The following is a 17,724-nucleotide window of genomic DNA, read 5'->3' as shown; positions in this document are numbered from 1 at the left end:
ACCGACAGCGACCGACCGACTACGGTGATTCGATGAGTGATGCAGAACGACCGACCGACGATGGCGCACCGGGAGACGACGAGTTCGAGCCGATTCAGGTCTTTCCAGAGGCCGAGGAGATGGACCTCCGGCCGGGCGCGGACAACTGTTACAAGTGTTCGACCTGCGACACCAACTGTCCCGTCGCCGAGGTCGACGACGAGTTCCCCGGGCCGAAGTTCCAGGGCCCCGAACAGTGGCGGCTCAAGCGCCAGGACGATCAGGACATCGACGACTCGGTGATGAAGTGTTCGAACTGCATGCGCTGTGACAGCGCCTGCCCCTCCGACGTCCCGCTCTCGCAGATGCACAACACCGCCCGGGGCGAGTACGTCGAGGAACAGATGGACACGTTCTCGCGGGAGTACGTCCGCAATCGGATTCTCGCCAACTACCGGCGACTCGCCCCGCTCGGGGCCGCGTTCCCGCGGACGACGAACTTCGTCATGGGGCTGTCGGTGACCCAGTGGCTGGGCGAGAAAGTGCTCGGGATCACGGGCGAGCGGGAGTTCCCGGCGTTCGCGACGGAGACCTTTCGGGAGTGGTGGACGGCTCGAGGCGGTGCGCAGGTGCGAAACGAGGACAAGCGCATCGCGTACTTCCACGGCTGCTACGCGAACTACAACACGCCCGAGGTGGCGAAGGCCCTGGTCCGCGTCTACGAACACTTCGGCTACGAGATCATGGTCCCCGAGCAGCACTGTTCGGGGACGCCGATGTTCGCCAACGGGATGCTCGAGGACGCGCGCCGGTCGGCCGAGACGAACGTCCGCGAACTCGCCGCGGCGCTCGAGGAGGGTGCGGACATCGTCGCTTCCTGTAGTTCCTGTTCGATGTCGCTCCGCCAGGAGTACCCCGAACTGTTCGACTTCGACGGGACCGAGGACGTCGCGGAGAACACCTGGGACGCCGTCGAGTATCTCCGGGTTCACGAGGACCTCGAGGGCGAACTCGAGGGGACGTCGGTCGGGGACGAGTTCGAGGACTTCGCCTACCACGCGCCGTGTCACGCCCGGAATCAGGGCCTCGACGGGCAGACGACGGAGGTGCTGTCCGCGATCGAGGGGGTCGACGCCCACGACGTCGGCGACTCCTGTTCGGGCATTTCCGGCACGTATGGCTGGAAGGCGGAGAACTACGAGACGTCAATGAAAATCGGTGCAGAAATGTTCGACCACATGGAAGACGCGGACGCGACGGCGGGGCTCACGGAGTGTCCGACCTGCTCGATGCAGATGGAACACGGAACCGGCTACGAGATCACCCACACGCTCGAGGTGCTCGAGGCGGCGCTCGTCGGCGCGGCGACGGAGGCAGGCGCGCAGTAATGGACCTGCAGGAGCGAATCGCCCGGCGACGATCGGCACGGAACGGGCGACGCGTCGTCGTGGACCGCGACCACCTCAGTCCGGTCGTTCACAGACCTGAGCCGGTGGGCCGTGGACCCGTCCTCGAACAACTACTCGACACGCTCGAGCCGGTCTTCGACGGCGAGCTCCCGCCGCCGATCGCGGTCGTCGGCCCCGCGGGCTCGGGAACGTCGGCGATCGTGACCGCGGTCTTCGGCGCGATGAACGATCAGTTCGGCGGCTCGAGCAGCGCGATCGGCACGACGACGCGGGCCGGCAGTACCGACCCGGTGACGTGGTTCGTCACCGTCGACGGTCGGCGGGTCGAGAGCCCGTTCGCCTTCTACCGGGCCGTGCTCTCGGGGATCTCGAGCGATCCGGTCCCCAAGAGCGGCGTCGGCACCGACGAGCTACGCGAACGACTGTGTGACAGGCTCGCCCGTCCCGACCGACGCGCGATCGTCGCGATCGATCACCACGACGAACCCGAGACGCTCGGCGCTGGCCGCGTTCGCGAGCTACTGGCTCCGGTCGCGGACCGCGTCACCCCCGTCGCAGTCGGCCAGCGCGAACCCGACGACCACCAGGGAGCGACCGTCACCGTCCCGGCCTATCGCGATCACGAACTCGTCGACGTGGTGACCGACCGCGCGTCGACGGGACTCGCGGCGGGCGCACTCGACCACGACGTCGTTCGCGAGCTCGCCGGCTGGGCGAACGGTAACGCCCACGACGCGCTCGCGGCCCTGTTCGGAGCCACCGTGCTCGCGAGCGAGGACGACGCGGACCACATCGCCCCCGCTCACCTCGAGGCGGCGCGACGCGACGTCCCCGACTCCGGCGTCCACGTCGGTCGCCCGCTCGCACTCTCCGAGACCCGCCAGCAGGTGTTACTCGCGCTCGCGGAACTCGAGTCGAGCGGTCGCCGTATTCGCGAGATCGCGGCCGCGATCGCCGATCGGTCGTCGCTGACCGCCGGCACGGTCAAGCGGTTCCTGTACGAACTCGCGGATCGTGGCGTCATCGAACGGGTGCCGCTGCCGACCGACGAACGCGGGAGCGGCCGCCAGCCGAGCACCGTCGAGGCGCGGTTTCCGACGATCGCGTTCAGAGCGCTCACGACGACCGCGGCACCGGGCAACGACGACGGCGGCGATCCCTGACCCGGACCGGTGGATACAATCCTTTTTGACCGTGGGGGGAATGAGTGCATTCAATAACGGGTGAGATATGACGATCACGTTCTCGGAGACGACCGCTCCCCCCGGGCTCGAAGTGCACGACTCGATCGAGCAACGCCGCCTCCAGGTCGAAACGTCGGGTCCGGTCTCACCCGAGGAGATCGAACCCGCCGGGTTCTGTTTTCCGGTCGATACGACGTGCGTGATCGAAACGGACGAACTCGTGTTCGACCAGCCCTACTCGGTCACGATCCACGATCGGACCGGACAGAGCGACGCGAGTTTCGACACGGGTGAAACGATCCGACTCGACGACGAACTGCAGTTCATCGGACTGAGCGGCCCGATCAAACTCTACTGCCGGATCGACGTGGCGGGCACGATCGACGTCGGCGTCACGTCCGTCCGGATCACTCTCGATCGGGAGGTGTCGATCGAACTCGGCATGCGCTCCCTCCACGAGCGGCCGGCCGCGACCATTACGACGCCGCCCGATGTCGAGTCCATGATGGCGGCGGTCTCCGCACTGCCGTCGGCCCTGAAGACGACCACGGCGGAACGAACCTGGCCGACGCTGCGCGGCCACCCGCCGCTGATCGAACTGGGCGACGACCTCGAGATACCGGACGCCGTCAGCGCCCCCGACGGCGACGTCACGCTGACCGTCCCGCCGGATCGACTGTCGCTGTACCGGGCCGCACCGCTGGCGTTTTTTCTCGGGGCGACCGTTCGGCCGGGCTCCCGGCCGGCGCTCGAAGCCGGTCGGTTCGAACGAGCCCTCCCGACGGACGGGCCCGAGTTCGAGAACACCATCGCTCGACTGCTGAAACGGTTCTTCTTCCTCGAGTGTCTGACGAGGACGGAGGGGATCTTCCGGTACGAACTCCACGAACGCCGGGAACTGGAACCCGAACTCCCGTACGACCTCGCCGACATCTACGAGGCCGACCTTCCGGCGCGACTCGAGCGGTATCTCGACGTCCCGGCCGAGCGACTCGAGCCGTACATCCCGCGCTGGCCGCTGACCGCACACGTGCCGGACGATCCGGACACCGTCGAACTGCTACCGTTTCTCGTCAACGAGCTCGGGATCGTCCGCGACTCGCGGGGCGAACAGCCCGAGACGATACCCGGCTCCGGAGAGCTCTCCGGGCTCGTCCGATCCGCGACCCGCGCCAGCGGCCCGTCGGAGTCTTCCGGTCTCGATCGATCGTCGTTCGTCGTTCCCGCCGTTACCGACGAGTCCGTCGAGCACGCCTGGTTCGGGGACGGCATCCCGCAGCGCGCCTCGAAAGCGACGCTCGAGGCGTATCGAAACCAGATGGCCCGCGACGCGAGAAACGAGTCGATCGAGATCCTGCTCGTCTGTAACGACGCCCGGATGATCGACGAACACGACCTCCTCGACGGGGCCTACGGGAACCGGGAGCTGCTCCCCTTCGAGATCCGCTCGGCGTTCGGCGTCGATACCGATCAGCTCGCCGAGTTACTCACCGACGGCGGCTACGACTTCTTCCACTACATCGGCCACGCGACCGAGGACGGACTCCGCTGTCCGGACGGCGAACTGGACGTCAGAACCCTCCCGTCGGTCGACGTGGGCGTGTTCTTCCTGAACGCCTGTCGCTCCTACGAACAGGGACTCGCGCTCACGCGGCGCGGCGCGTTCGGCGGCGTCAGTACGTACGCCGACGTCAACAACGACCACGCCGTCGACGCCGGCGAAACGATGGCGAGGCTGCTCAACCGCGGCTTCTCGCTCCGGGGTGCGCTCGAGATCGCCCGGGCGAACTCGCTGTTGGGCGATCAGTACCTCATCGTCGGTGACGGATCGGCGGATATCGCCCAGTCGGACGGCGGCGCGCCCGCCGTCATCGAACTCGAGCGGAGCGCCGACGGGTTCGATTTCGCCATTCGATCCTACTCGACGAAGGAGTTCAAGCTGGGCACCGCGACCGAGTCGACCCTTCATACGGTGTCCGATCGGCATCTGAGCCCGGGCGTAACGCCGTTTTCGAACGTCACACGGGACTCCCTCCACGAGTATATCACGTGGACCGAACTGCCGCTCATTGTCGACGACGAACTGCAGTGGAACGACGGGATCGGCCCCGCGCTGATCGACTGACAGCACGTCAGTTCGCCCGGCGGGCGAGACGCTTCGACACGCGGGTCGGACCGACCGAATACATGTCGTTTTCCGCCACTATCGAACCGTGAGCGACGGGTTCCGACGGTGGTGGGGTATGCGACTCCGTCCGGCGCTACCGGGGCGGAAGCGCGTGTAGTGGATCGCGAGAAAATACGGCGTACCGAAGCGTCGAATTCGAACTCGGATTTTAGGGGCCGACCTGCGAGGACGTTCCCGCAACGACCGTGCCCGCCTGGCTGAGCAGAACGAACAGGGTGAACATTGCGCCGATCATTCGGGGGTGCTGTGCGAGGTAATCCTTCATGCTGTCTTTTGCGGACATTACATTCCAATGGTAGCTGCCATCGGTAATAAATTTATCTTATGTTTACATATAGTATTTATTATAAACCAATGAAAATCTGTGCCGGTGTGCAGAATCGGCTGCAACTCATGGCCGCCGCGTTCGGTGAGCCCCAGTGAGAGAGGTCATCGGTATCTCGGTCGACGTACGAGTCGTCGCGACCGATCGCGCCGGCCGTGTCGATCGGCGCGACCGTCCACGGGGCTACCGGCACCTCGAGCCCCGCCGTATCAGCACCGCGGTCGATACCGGGGCCGTCTGTCGGGGCTCGAGCGGTATCGCCGACGGCAGCAAAAGAACACGTCTTCCAGCACCGTTCGTCGTTCGAAACGTGGTTCGGGTCTCGACTCGTGACGACCGCTCTCGCCGGGCTCAGTGCGCCGGTTCGGCGGCGACGGGTTCGAACGACGCCGCGGTTTCGTTCTCCGCGGTTTCGTTGTCGCTCGATCCGTCGGTCGTCGATCCGTCGTCGCCCGACCCGGTCTCGCTTTCGTTCCCGGTCGTCTCGTTCGCCGGCTCCTCGGACTCGAGTTCCTCGAGCGTGACGTCGTCGATCGTCTCACCCCGCACGACCGCCGTCTCGGGGACGTCGGTCTGTCCTCTGTACTGGACGACGGGGAAGCCCTGTTCGCCGGGCGTGATGACGCTGACGTTGTAGTCGCCCGTGGCCTCGACGCTACTGTTCGTGTAGCCGTCGTCGACGCCGAGCTCGTCGTCGGTCGCGTACGGCACCGTCAGCTCGTAGCTCCCGTCGTCCGAGACGTCCGTTCGCTGCGTGTAATTGAACGTCCGCCCGTCACTGGTCTCGAGTTCGACCGATGCGGCGACCGTCGCGTTGGCCGTGTCGGAGACGTTCGCGTCGTCGAGGTTCCCGGTGATGGTCGCGCCCTCGACGCGTTCGAACGTCTTCACGGCCGCCGCGCTCTTGGCGTCGAAGAGCTGGTAGTTCGGGTGGTTCTGGAGCTGGGCCACCTGCGACCGGGGCATGCGCTGGTTCACGACCACTGCGGGCCGTCCCTGCCCGGGCGAGACCGGCTGTCCGTTTCCGTTGACGTAGAGGAGTTGGCCGTTGTTGTCGACCTGCGCGTAGCTGACGAACACTGCCGTCCCGGCGTCGGCGTCCTCGTTGACGAGCCGGTAATGCTCCATCCCCCGCGTATCGTCGAAGTACAGCTGTGACAACATCGTGTCGTCGTACGGCATGTCGCCGAAGACCTGCCTGATCTCGGAGGCGTTGACCGGCTGGCCGTTGTAGTCCTCGGGAGTCACGTAGTGACCGTAATCCGGCCCGGAGAACTGCGTGATCGCCCCGAACTTGCCGCCGGCCATCTGGTAATCGATCATCACGTATCGGATCGGTTCGTCGCCCTCGCCCTCCGCAACCGCCTGCTGGAGGTCTTCAGTGGACCGATCGGCGACGGGTTCGCCCGCGGCGATCGCATCGAGGATCAGCTCACCGCGGCGTTCGGATTCCGCGGTCAGGAAGGCAGACGACGACTTCGCGTTCTGCTGGAACGGGTTCGAGTGCGGGATCCGCTCGGCCTGGGTCGTTATCAGGTGGCCGTAGTCCCACCACGACATGACCCCGTACGCGCCGTCGGGATACTCGTAGTCCCCGTCTCCTGGGTTATAGCTCCCGTAATAGTCGAGTTCGTCCGCTTTGGTCGCGTTCCCGTAGTTGCCCGGCGCGGGCGTGTTCTCCTGGAGCCACTCGTTCGATCCCTCCCACGTCATCGCGGAGGAATGGGGGCCGGTCTGCTCGGCTCTGTCCCAGGCAGTGCCGACCGACTGGTCCTGGTCACCGCCGGCTAACGGCGGGAGCAGCGGTGCGAAGAGGAGCAAGACGACCAGCACGACGACGATAACCTGATAGGTCTCGATCCCGCGGAGCGACTCGAGACTGCTCGTGAGATCGAGATCGAAGAGCTGGGCGATCTCCGCGACGAACGCGGCGTTGACGACCGCGACCGCGAGCACGAGGTAGTAGGAGAAGCGAACCTGCGTCGCCGCCATGCTGATCAGGAACAGCGACCAGACGATGACGAGGGCGTGCTCGGCCCGGAACCGGCGACCGAACAGTGGGCGGATCGCGAGGAAGGCGAGCCCGGCGAGCATCGTGTAGAACGCGGCCCCGACTTCCGTGAAGGCGTGGTCGAAGAAGTTGTCCGGCGGTTGGACCTCCTGGACGGTGAGCGCGGCATCGGTCGCACCCAGGGGAAGCAGCCGTCCCGTGAGGTTCCCGATCAGCGTACTGTACAGGGCTGGCAGGACGAGCCACATGACCACCAGCCCGGCACCCGCGATACCGACGATCGCAGCGGGGTAGTACCGGCGCTCGATTCCGCGGTCGTTCCACGCTCGAGCGAGCCACGCCATGAAGACGCAGCCGACTGCGACCAGCGCCGCGAGAAGCGGCTGGAGATAGCTGAACGACGTCGTGCCGAACTCGGGCTGTTCGATGAGCAGTGCGGTCACGATGGTGGTCACACCGAGGCTCACTGCACCGACGAACGCGATGTGATCGGGGGAGACGCCGCGGAGGTAGTCCAGACAGAGCTGGACGGCGAAGAAGGTCCCGAAGATACCGATCAGGACGACGCCTGCCGGCCAGACCCAGATGTACAGTGCGAGCGCGAACCCGGCGAGCGCGCTGTAGATGGCGGGCGTCCGGAGCGGTTTCCAGTCCCTGTCGGCGACCAACTCGTAGATCGGCTTCTCGCGTTCGCCGACGGAGAGCGCGACCATCATCGCGAGCACGGCGATCGCCATGAACAGCGCTTCCCCGATGTGGTGATCGAGCTGCCCGACGGTCGACCGCGAGAGGAACTGGCCGCGGGCGAGCGCGAGAATGAGGATCGAAACGATACCGCCCAGCGTCCCACCGAGTCGCCGCCCCATGTAGAAGACCGGAATCGCGATGAGCGCGGCCATCGTCGGGATCGCGAGCAGTGAAACCGTGTACAGCGTCTGGGTCGACGGATCGCCGAGGCCGACGATCATCGCCGCGGTGACGATGAGTTGATCGAACAGCGTCCCGAACTGGCCGACGTAGTGGCCGGTCGGGAACCCCGTCCAGACCTCGTACGGCATCGTGTGCGGATAGTTTTCCGCGGTCCACTGGATCGATCGCCAGTGGTACCAGGAGTCGATCCCCGCGAGCGCGGGCGTTCCGTCCTCGGTGACGAACCGATCGTACGACTGGGTCCGCAACCACAACATGAACAGCATCACGGCCCCGATTACGGGGAGGTGATACCAGTTCCGCCACGCCGTCAGGACCGACGTTTCGGTCCCGTCCTCGACGCGTTCGGTGTCGGTGCTCATTAGGTTGCACGAGACCGAAGCCAAGAATAAGCCTTGTCATATACTTGCGGAGTCTTTCGGTACGAAGAACTGTCCGACACACTGACGGAGCCCGGCCGAGAACGTAGCTCCGATGGACGTTTCGGTCATCCTCTGTACCTACGACCCCGGGACGTACGATGACTTCTGTGAGGCCGCGACGAGCGTCCTCGAGCAGACGTACGATAGCGTCGAACTCGTGATCGTCGTCGACGGCGTCGACGCCGTCTATGAACGCGTTCGCGAGGACTTCGGTGATCGTGACGATATCGTGATCCACTGTAACGACGAGAACCGCGGACTGCTGGCGAGTCGCAACCGCGGCGTCGAACTCGCGAGCGGTGACGTGGTCGCGTTCCTCGACGACGACGCCGTCGCCGACGAAGAGTGGATCGAGTTCCTGCTCGAGGCGTACGAGGGAGAGAACGCGATCGCAGCCGGCGGGAAGATGACGCCGCGGTGGGTCGCCGGCAGACCGGAGTTCCTCCCGGAAGAGTTCTACTGGCTCGTCGGCGTCACCCATCGAGGGTTCGCCGACGGCGCGGGCGAGGTTCGAAACACGTTCGGCTCGAACATCTCCTTTCGTCGCGACGTGTTCCTGAACCTCGGCGGCTTCGATACGGACATCGGCGGCCGGAAGGGGGACAAAAACCTGCAGGGCGGAGAGACCGAACTGTGCGCACGGATGCAACGCGAGTACGGCCGCGGCGTCTGGTACGTCCCCGATGCGGCAGTCGAGCACAAGGTCTTCGAGTATCGAACGGACCCGAAATGGCTACTCGAACGGGCCTTCTGGCAGGGGTACTCGAAGCGGGCGATGGAGACCCTCGTTCCGGACTCGAGCGACGAAGAGAGCGCGTTCCTCGGAACGCTCCTCCTCGATTTCGTTCCCCACCGAGCGCACCGCCTCGCGACGGACCCGACCATCGGACGAGCGACCCAGCTACTCGCACTGGTCGTCTTCACGGTCGTCGTCGGGGTCGGATACCTGTACGGTGTCACGCGGTACCGATGACTACCACGTCCGCCACATCGAGGGTACTCTGGCTCACACCGGACAAACCGGCCGATATCAGCGTCGGACGACAGCGTATCGCCGATCACCTCTCCAGCGACGGGATCGCGGTGGCCCTTCGCGGAACCACGCCGAAGACGGTGTTGCAATCGCTCCGCGAGGCCGATCGGTACGATGTCGTCGTCGGAACGACGCGAGCGGGCGCTATCGCCGGACTGGTTCTGAAACTCGCGACCGGGACGCCGTTGGTCGTCGATCACATCGACCCGATCAGGCAGTTCGAGGCGACCCATCCACGCTGGCTCGGGGCGATCGTCCGCCAACTCGAGAACGCGGCGTTCCGTATCGCCGACCACGTACTGTACGTCTACGCCGAGGAGGAAGACCGCGTCGAGCGCTTCGCGTCCGCAACGAAAACGGATCTCGGCGTCGAGTTCGATCGGTTCGCGAACCCCCCCGAGGAGACGGTATCGAGCGCGAAATCGGCACTCGGCCCGTTCGACGAGGAGAACGTGGCGATCTACGTCGGCGGCCTCGAGCCGATTTATCATATCCGTGACCTACTCGACGCGTTCACGGCTATTGACGGGTGGACGCTGGTCGTCCTGGGCACGGGATCGCTCGCGGATCTCGTCGAACGAACGGCAGCAGCACACGAGTGCATCGTTTTCCCGGGGACGGTCGATCACCACCTCGTTCCGGGATACCTTCACGCCGCCGACGTCGGCATCTGTCTCGTCGACGATCCGCACACGCTGAAGGTCCTCGAGTACGGCGCAGCGGGAGTACCGACCGTGCAGGTTCGCGGTCGCGCCGAGAACCGGTTCGACGGCCGCGTCGAGTTTTGCGATCCGACGCCGGACAGTATCGCCCGCGCCGTGGAGCGCGCCGCGACGGCGGACCCAACGCCGCTGCAATCGTTTGCTCGAGCCTTCGACTGGTCGAAAATCGCTGAAACGTATAAACAGGTCATCACAACCGTAAAATAACGGGAGAATGCAGTTGTCGGCATGGACGATATCCTCCTCGTGACAGTCGATTCTCTCCGCGCGGATCACGTCGGCTGGCACGAGTACGAGCGCGAGACGACCCCGAATCTCGATGCGCTTGCCGAGCGTGGGGAGACTTTCACGAACGCGTTCGCACATGCATGCAGCACTCGGCCCTCGTTTCCGTCGATTCTCACGTCGTCGTACGCACTCATGTACGGCGGCTACGAGCGGATTTCCGAGAAGCGAACGCTGCTCTCGGAAGTGTTCGACAGTGCTGGCTACCGGACGGCTGGGTTCCACTCGAACCTCTACTTGAGCGCTGATTTCGGGTACGACCGCGGGTTCGACGAGTTCTACGATTCGAAGACGGATCCATCGGCGACCGCACGGCTTCGCCAGTTCGTGAAAGACCGATTGGATTCCGACGGATTGCTCTACCAGACGCTCGCGCAAGCGTTCGAGACCGCCGAACGGACCGCGGGCGCGAACGTCGGCTCCGCGTACGTGAACGCCGACGAGATAACCGATCACGCGCTCGAGTGGGTGGAGTCGGTCCGCGACGACGGTCCGCGATTCCTGTGGGTCCACTACATGGACGTTCACCATCCGTACGTCCCGCCGGAGCGCCATCAACGAGCGTTCCGGGACGAACCGATCGGCGATCGACGGGCGATAAAACTTCGGCGCAAGATGATCGAGTCTCCCGACGAGGTCACTCAGCGAGAGCTCGACGACATTATCGACCTCTACGACGCGGAGATCCGCTTTACTGACGAACAGATCGGGCGGTTGGTCGAAACCGTTCGAGAATCGTGGGACGGTGCGACCACGCTCGTCACGGCCGACCACGGCGAGGAGTTCCTCGATCACGGCCAGTTCAGCCACTATGCGACCTTCTACGACGAGGTGCTCCACGTTCCGCTGTTGTACGACGACGAATCCGGCTCCGGTGGCAGCCACGACGAACTCGTCGGCCTCCTCGACGTCGCGCCGACGCTCGTCGAGCGCGCGGGACTCGAGCCGCCGTCGAACTTCCGCGGGGAGAGTTTACACGCTCTGTTCGACGGCGACGGGTGGTCCCGGGACCACCTCATCGGCGATTGGGCCAACACGAATACGGGCGAGCGTCGCTTCTCCTACCGCGACCACGAGTGGAAGTACATTCGGACCGGCGACGGCGAGGAACTCTACGATCTGACGACCGATCCCGGTGAACGGGAGAGCGTCGTCGACACCGAACCGGAAATCCTCGAGCACGCACGAGACGTGATCGACGATCACGAACGGGCCATCGAGGAAACCGCGACCGATCTCGGTGACGTGGAGATGGAAGAGGCGGTCAAGGACCGACTACGCGACCTCGGCTACAAGGAGTAAGATGAGCGATCGAACGCCGCTAGTGAGCGTTATCGTCCCGACGTACAACAGACCCGAACGGTTGGTGCGATCCCTCGAGAGCGTCGCCGACCAGACCTACGAGCGCCTCGAGGTCATCGTCGTCGACGACGGATCGGAGACACCAGCCACGGACGTCGTCGCGCCAGTTCGCGATGAACTCCCGTACGAAGTCACCGTCATCAGACACGACGAGAATCGCGGCGCGAACGCGGCCCGCAATACGGGTATCCGTGAAGCGTCGGGCGAATTCCTCGCGTTTCTCGACGACGATGACGAGTGGAACCCGTCGAAGGTGACCCGGCAGGTAGACGCCTTTCAGCGGGCGTCCGACGACCTCGGATTGGTATACACCGCGCTTCGACTCGTCGACGACGACGGAACGGTCCTCCGGACGACCGACGCGTCGGTCGCCGGTGACGTGACGCGACAGCTCCTGTGTCGGAACGCTATCGGCTCGTTCTCCTGCGTGATGGTTCGGTCCACGGCGGCCGCCGACGCCGGCCCCCTCGACGAGGCGTTTCCGAGCTGGCAGGATCTGGACTGGTACATCCGTATTTCCGAGAACTGGACCGTCCAGCCGATTTCCGACCCGCTCGTCACGAACGCCGCGGGGACGCACGACCGGATCACCGACGACCTCGAGGCGCTGATCGAGGAGACGTATCCGCGCTTCCTCTGGAAACACCGCCCGCGAGCGGCGGCGTACGGTGCGCTGTTCGAACGCAAAATGCTCGGCTGGGCCGCGTTCCGGATCGGCGCGTGGTATGCGCTTCCGTCCGGGCAGTACGAGACGGCGCGCCGGTTCCTCCGACGCGCGATCACGATCTATCCCCTCGAACCGCAGTTCTTCCTCTACGCCGCGATCGCCGTCGGCGGCGAACCGGCGACACGAGTCTTCGAGTGGGCAAAGCGGTGATCGCTACGGGACGGAAGTGATCCGGGCTCGAACCGCGGTCTCCGTTGGTACTGTTCTCGGAGTCGGATACGGACCCCACTGACATCCGGTCGAATCGTGTATCGGATGATATAGGTTGACTATGCATCGGATTCGACTAAACCGCATGCGGTCGTAGATCGGTCGTATGCGACAGTCAGGGACATCCCCCTCACAGTTTTCATCCCGCGTATTCGGCTGTATACCGCCGATCAGATCACACGGGACGCTCGCAACGGCGGTGTCGCCGTCACGTTCGAAACAAACGCCCTCGCGTCGCCTTTCCGAAGAGCGACAACTATGAGCGACGATGGACGTCCTGCTCCCGGCAGTTACGCTGCCAGCACGAGTGATTACAGTACGGGCGAGGCGAGGCCGACTGAGAGGGTCGCCTCCCCGTATCCGACCGACGATCCGATACTGAGCCGTATCGGCGGAACGCCGCTCGTCGACTATCCCGAATCGGGGACCGGTGGAGATATCGCGCTCAAATTGGAGATGGAGAATCCGACCGGGTCGATGAAGGATCGGATCGCGCTCGGAATCATCCGGGAGTTAGCTGACGACGGTCGACTAGCGGCCGACGATGTCGTCGTCGAAGCGTCGTCGGGGAATACCGCGGGTGCTGTCTCTCTGGTGACTAATCGTCTCGGCTACGATAGCGTACTGACGACTCCGGCTGGAACGAGCGCACAGAAAATCGGCTACGTTCGGTCGCTGGGGAGCGAGATCGTCGAGTGCCCGAACGTCGATTCCGACGACGAACGGCACTATCGAACGACGGCGAAACGGATCGCATCGGAACGGAACGGTGTCTGGTTGGACCAGTATTCGAATCAGTTGAATCCGACAGTTCATTACAAGTGGACCGGACCCGAACTGTGGGAACAGGCGGGGGGTGACGTGACGCACATCGTCTGTCCGATGGGTACCGGTGGTACAGTCTCCGGTATTGCCAGATACGTGACGGAGCAGAGTTCGGACGTGCACGTCATCGGCGTCGACGCCCAGCAATCGAACATCTCCGCTTCGTTTTACGGTACTGACCCCGGACCCTACGACACCGATGTCGAGGGGCTCGGGAAGGGGCACGAACTTCCGACCATGTGGTTCCAGTACGTCGACGAGGTCCGGAGCGTCGATGATGAACGGGCCTTCGTTCAGACCCGGCGCGCTGCCGCTGACCACGGGGTTCTCGTGGGTGGGTCCACCGGAGCGGCACTCGCTGTCGCCCGCGACGTCGCGAGCGATCAGCCGGACGCGCGGATCGTCGTGATCGGCTGTGACGGTGGCGAGCAGTACTTCGATACGATTTTCGACGACTCGTGGATGCAAGAGCGCGGCTACCGAACGGAGTAGCACCGACTCCGGTCCGAGTAAACTACCGCGCGGAAACGCGAGCCGAACGGATGCGACCAACCCCTACCGAGACCCCACGACTCGATCCGAGAGCAGGTCGGTAGGCAGAGGATTCTTTTCTCTCCGTCACCCCAACCTCGCACCCATGGTCGGTATCTGTGGGATTCTGGGCGATCCGCAACACGACATCGATGCGATCGACCACACCATCGAATGGGCTGACCACGAGGAAGGCGGCGTTTACAGGGACGATACCGTCCAGATATCCCACTCAGTACATCGGGAATCCGATGCACACCAACCCGAAACGACGCGAGAAGAGCGGCGACTGTGGATCTGGGGAGACGTTATCGGATTCGAGGATTCGACGGGCTATACGCCGCGGGAAGGGACCGACGTCTCGGACGCAGCGTACTGTGCTGACTTACTGCGCTCCCACGGGCCGTCGTTCGTCGAGGGCCTGAACAGCGAATTTGCGGGAGTGATCCTCGAACGGGACCGAACGGAGGCAACACTGTTCACGGATCGACTTGGTGCGCGGCCGATCTATTTCACCGACGAACTCGACGACTCCGTCCTCTTTTCGACCCACCTGAATAGCATCCTGGCACATCCTGCTTTCGAGCCGTCGGTCGACGACGAACTGCTGTCGGAATTTCTCACACTCGAGCGAACGTTCGGCATCTACACGCCGTTCGAGGGCGTGTCTCAACTCCATCCGGGCTCGACGCTCACGGTCGATCTCGAGACCGGATCGACCTCGCTCGAGCGATACTGGGTGCCGCGGTATCGACCCATAGATCGACCGTACGACGAGCACGTCCGGGAATTCTCCTCGATCATCCAACGGAGCGTCGAAGAGCGCAGCGATCCGTCGGCGACCGAAGGCCTCTTCGTCAGCGGCGGGAGCGACTCGAGATTACTCCTGTCCCTGTTGGCCGACGACGTCACGGGCTATCATCTGAACGACTCGATGAACACCGAGGCCGAAATCGCACGGGAAGCGTGTGAGACGGCGGGAGTGGCGTTCAGATTCCTGCAGCGGGAACCGGACTATCTGACGGACGTGCTCGAGCGAGTCGCGGACTTTCAGCTCTTCCAGTCGTTTTTCGACCAGGCGCACTTCGCGGGGTTCGAAGACGAACTCACCGACGAGGTCGACGCCGTGTTTTCCGGCCACACAGCGGACACGATACTGGAGGGGTTTTATCTGCCGACGCGAGAGGTTCCCGTCCCGCATCTGGGATGGACGATTCCGTTGCCGGTCCTCGAACCCGTCGAGAGCGTGAGTTCGTACGCCGAGTACATCGTCAACGACTACCAGTATCACAGGGGGTCGTCGACGAATACGCAACCGGCCTACGTGACGCTCGACAAATCGCCGGTGGCGGTGTTGCGCGAGTATATGACCGAATCGGCCGACGGCATCGTTCATCATGGCGTTACATATCCGTCGCTCGACGCGTTAGCGCACGCCGGTGGATTCTATCCGATAACCAATAATAAGGCGTATTTCACGTACTACACGGCGAATCAGATGTTGCCGACGCACTATCCGTTTCTGGACAACCGAGTGATCGACTTCTCGCTGTCCGTTCCGCACCGCCATCACGTCCGACGGAGTATCGTCAACCGCACCCTCACAGAACGGAACCGTGCCCTCGCAGAGATTCCGAAAGCGGGGATCGGCCTTCCGTTGACGTACCCGCGAACGGTGTACAGCGTCGCAGAGCTGTGGCGGAGCTTCAAGACGAACATCGTTCCCGATTCCGGTTCCGGCGGCGGCTCGTGGAGCGATAACGCCGCGGTACTCAGGGAGACGAATATCGCCGAGTCGCACCTGTTGAACGAGGAGCACGCCGAACGGTGCCCGGCGATGATCGATTGGGACGAAATCGAAGCGCTGTACCGACGCCATCTCGAGGGGGAAAACAACTACTTCGACCTGTACGCGGTGCTCTCTCTCTGCAATTCGTATCCTGCGAAAAACGATCTCGTGGCTCCGCGGTAGGCACGACTATCGATGACACCACGTCCCACAGTCGTTCGATCCGACGACCGGCCGGCAGTAGGCCGGCACGCTCGAGGAGAACGCATCGAGGTCGCGTTCGATAGCGTTTTTTCGCGAGCGTCCATTGGTGCGACCGACGGGTACGACGATAAATGGTAGTATGAAGCTAGGTCAAATATCGTTCGTCAACTTCGCCTCCCAGATCGCGTCATCGGTATTCGGTTTCATCGCGACGATTTATCTCGCTCGAACGCTGGGTGCGGGCGTGTTAGGGACGTATTTTCTCGTCATAGCGATCGTCATCTGGGTAAAGGTGATCATGTTCGGTGGGGTTCAGTCGGCGCTTACGAAGCGTCTAAGCGAAGGCGAGGAGACCGGCGCGTACCTTACCGCTGGAATCGGGTTGTTTGTCGGCATCTACGCGGTGCTTCTCGTCGGACTGTTCCTCGCACGCGATCTCGTCAACGACTACATCGGCCAAGCCGTGACGGTACCGATCGCCGTCGTTCTCTTCGCGACGTTACTGCTTCTGTTCGTTTCGGGAGTTCTGCAGGGACAGCATCGCGTTCATATTTCGGGTGCGCTCCAGCCGGTGGATACGTTCTCACGGAGCGCGCTCCAGATCGCCGCCGTGTTGCTCGGCTCCGGATTGATCGGCCTCCTCACCGGATACGCGATCGCGAGCGTTATCGCAGGGGTCGTCGGTGCGGTATTCGTCGGCTGGAAGTGGGAACGCCCGACCCGCCGTCACGTTCGGAGCCTGTTCGATTACGCCCGATACTCGTGGCTCGGCCGACTGAGTTCGCGCACGTTTTCCTCGATGGACACGCTCGTCCTCGGCGTGTTCGTCGCTCCCGATCTCATCGGCGTGTACGAGATTTCCTGGAATCTCGCATCACTGCTCGCGATTTTCAGCCTCGCGATACAGCAAACGTTGTTCCCCGAAATTAGTAGCGTCGCAGCGGACGACAACCGCGAGCGGATCGCGAACCTGCTCGACGACGCGTTCGCGTACGCCGGGCTGTTTCTCATTCCCGGCTTGGTCGGAAGCCTCCTCATCGGCGATTTCGTCCTCCGGATCTACGGTGCCGAATTCAGCGTCGGACACACCGTGCTCGTGATACTCGTCGCGTCACGGCTCGCGTACGCGTACGGCGAACAGTTCCTGAACGCACTCAACGGGCTCGACAGACCCGATCTCGCGTTTCGAATTAACGGGATCTTTTTCGTCACGAACATCTCGCTCAACTTCGCGCTCGTGTCCGAGTACGGGTGGATCGGTGCGGCGGTCGCAACGGCCGTTTCCGCGCTCGTAACGGTCGTGGTCGGCTACCGGGTTCTCACTCGCTTCATTTCCGTCTCGTTTCCGGCCCGAGAAGTCGCGATACAGGTTCTCGCCGCCGCGCCGATGGCCGTCGTCGTCGGGATCGGACGGCTGTTCCTCGATCCCAGCGAAATGGCGGCCGTCGTGCTGGTCGCGCTCGGTGCGACCACGTACTTCGCAGCACTGTTTCTCCTGTCCGGGCGCTTCCGGACGACCGTGGTTCGAAACTTGCCGATGGGGTACGGCGGCTCGTAGCTCGCTCGAGACGGGCGTAACGGTGCCCCC

The 17,724-nt window shown here is 63.7% G+C and carries 12 protein-coding genes; 10 read left to right on the top strand and 2 right to left on the bottom strand.

From position 1 onward, the window contains the following. Positions 1–32 precede the first annotated feature (32 nt). The 3 genes from BMX07_RS22125 (at position 33) to BMX07_RS22115 (ending at position 4,697) form a co-directional block, all read left to right on the top strand. Positions 33–1,367, top strand: coding sequence for an anaerobic glycerol-3-phosphate dehydrogenase subunit C (locus BMX07_RS22125; protein WP_090622697.1), 1,335 nt, complete (start codon positions 33–35; stop codon positions 1,365–1,367). After that, positions 1,367–2,551 (top strand): Cdc6/Cdc18 family protein, encoded by a 1,185-nt coding sequence (locus BMX07_RS22120; RefSeq protein WP_090622693.1) that lies wholly within the window; start codon positions 1,367–1,369, stop codon positions 2,549–2,551. The genes BMX07_RS22125 and BMX07_RS22120 overlap by 1 nt, the downstream gene beginning before the upstream one ends. 67 nt (positions 2,552–2,618) lie before the next feature. Continuing rightward, complete coding sequence (locus tag BMX07_RS22115; protein WP_090622689.1) at positions 2,619–4,697, top strand: hypothetical protein; 2,079 nt, start codon at positions 2,619–2,621, stop codon at positions 4,695–4,697. 211 nt (positions 4,698–4,908) lie between these two features. On the opposite strand, the gene BMX07_RS25525 is transcribed toward BMX07_RS22115, so the two are convergent. Both BMX07_RS25525 and BMX07_RS22110 read right to left on the bottom strand, forming a co-directional pair. Continuing rightward, complete coding sequence (locus BMX07_RS25525) at positions 4,909–5,043, bottom strand: DUF7503 family protein (protein WP_281246991.1); 135 nt, start codon at positions 5,041–5,043, stop codon at positions 4,909–4,911. A 393-nt stretch (positions 5,044–5,436) separates the two neighbouring features. Continuing rightward, positions 5,437–8,388: an oligosaccharyl transferase, archaeosortase A system-associated gene (locus BMX07_RS22110; protein WP_090622686.1), complete on the bottom strand. Its 2,952-nt coding sequence runs from the start codon at positions 8,386–8,388 to the stop codon at positions 5,437–5,439. Between the two features lie 112 nt (positions 8,389–8,500). Here BMX07_RS22110 and aglG point away from each other — a divergent pair, with 112 nt between their 5' ends. The 7 genes from aglG (at position 8,501) to BMX07_RS22075 (ending at position 17,694) form a co-directional block, all read left to right on the top strand. Then, complete coding sequence (aglG, locus tag BMX07_RS22105) at positions 8,501–9,421, top strand: glucosyl-dolichyl phosphate glucuronosyltransferase (RefSeq protein WP_090622682.1); 921 nt, start codon at positions 8,501–8,503, stop codon at positions 9,419–9,421. Continuing rightward, positions 9,418–10,410, top strand: coding sequence for a glycosyltransferase (locus BMX07_RS22100; protein WP_090622678.1), 993 nt, complete (start codon positions 9,418–9,420; stop codon positions 10,408–10,410). Before aglG ends, BMX07_RS22100 begins: the two co-directional genes overlap by 4 nt. A gap of 21 nt (positions 10,411–10,431) precedes the next feature. Then, positions 10,432–11,790 carry a sulfatase family protein gene (locus tag BMX07_RS22095; RefSeq protein ID WP_090622674.1) on the top strand — a complete coding sequence of 453 codons (1,359 nt, stop codon included), beginning with the start codon at positions 10,432–10,434 and terminating at the stop codon, positions 11,788–11,790. Between the two features lies 1 nt (position 11,791). Then, complete coding sequence (locus BMX07_RS22090; RefSeq protein ID WP_090622670.1) at positions 11,792–12,727, top strand: glycosyltransferase family 2 protein; 936 nt, start codon at positions 11,792–11,794, stop codon at positions 12,725–12,727. Between the two features lie 318 nt (positions 12,728–13,045). After that, positions 13,046–14,104 (top strand): PLP-dependent cysteine synthase family protein, encoded by a 1,059-nt coding sequence (locus BMX07_RS22085; RefSeq protein WP_090622667.1) that lies wholly within the window; start codon positions 13,046–13,048, stop codon positions 14,102–14,104. 145 nt (positions 14,105–14,249) lie between these two features. Next, positions 14,250–16,115, top strand: a complete 1,866-nt coding sequence (locus BMX07_RS22080) for an asparagine synthase-related protein (protein WP_090622663.1) — start codon at positions 14,250–14,252, stop codon at positions 16,113–16,115. Positions 16,116–16,275: 160 nt separating this feature from the next. After that, entirely contained in the window at positions 16,276–17,694 is a 1,419-nt protein-coding gene (locus tag BMX07_RS22075) for an oligosaccharide flippase family protein (RefSeq protein WP_090622659.1), read from the top strand. The last annotated feature ends 30 nt before the right edge of the window (positions 17,695–17,724 follow it).

The organism is Natrinema salaciae, from assembly GCF_900110865.1.
Taxonomy (GTDB): Archaea; Halobacteriota; Halobacteria; order Halobacteriales; family Natrialbaceae; genus Natrinema; species Natrinema salaciae.
This window is presented reverse-complemented; position numbering and strand designations above follow the sequence as displayed.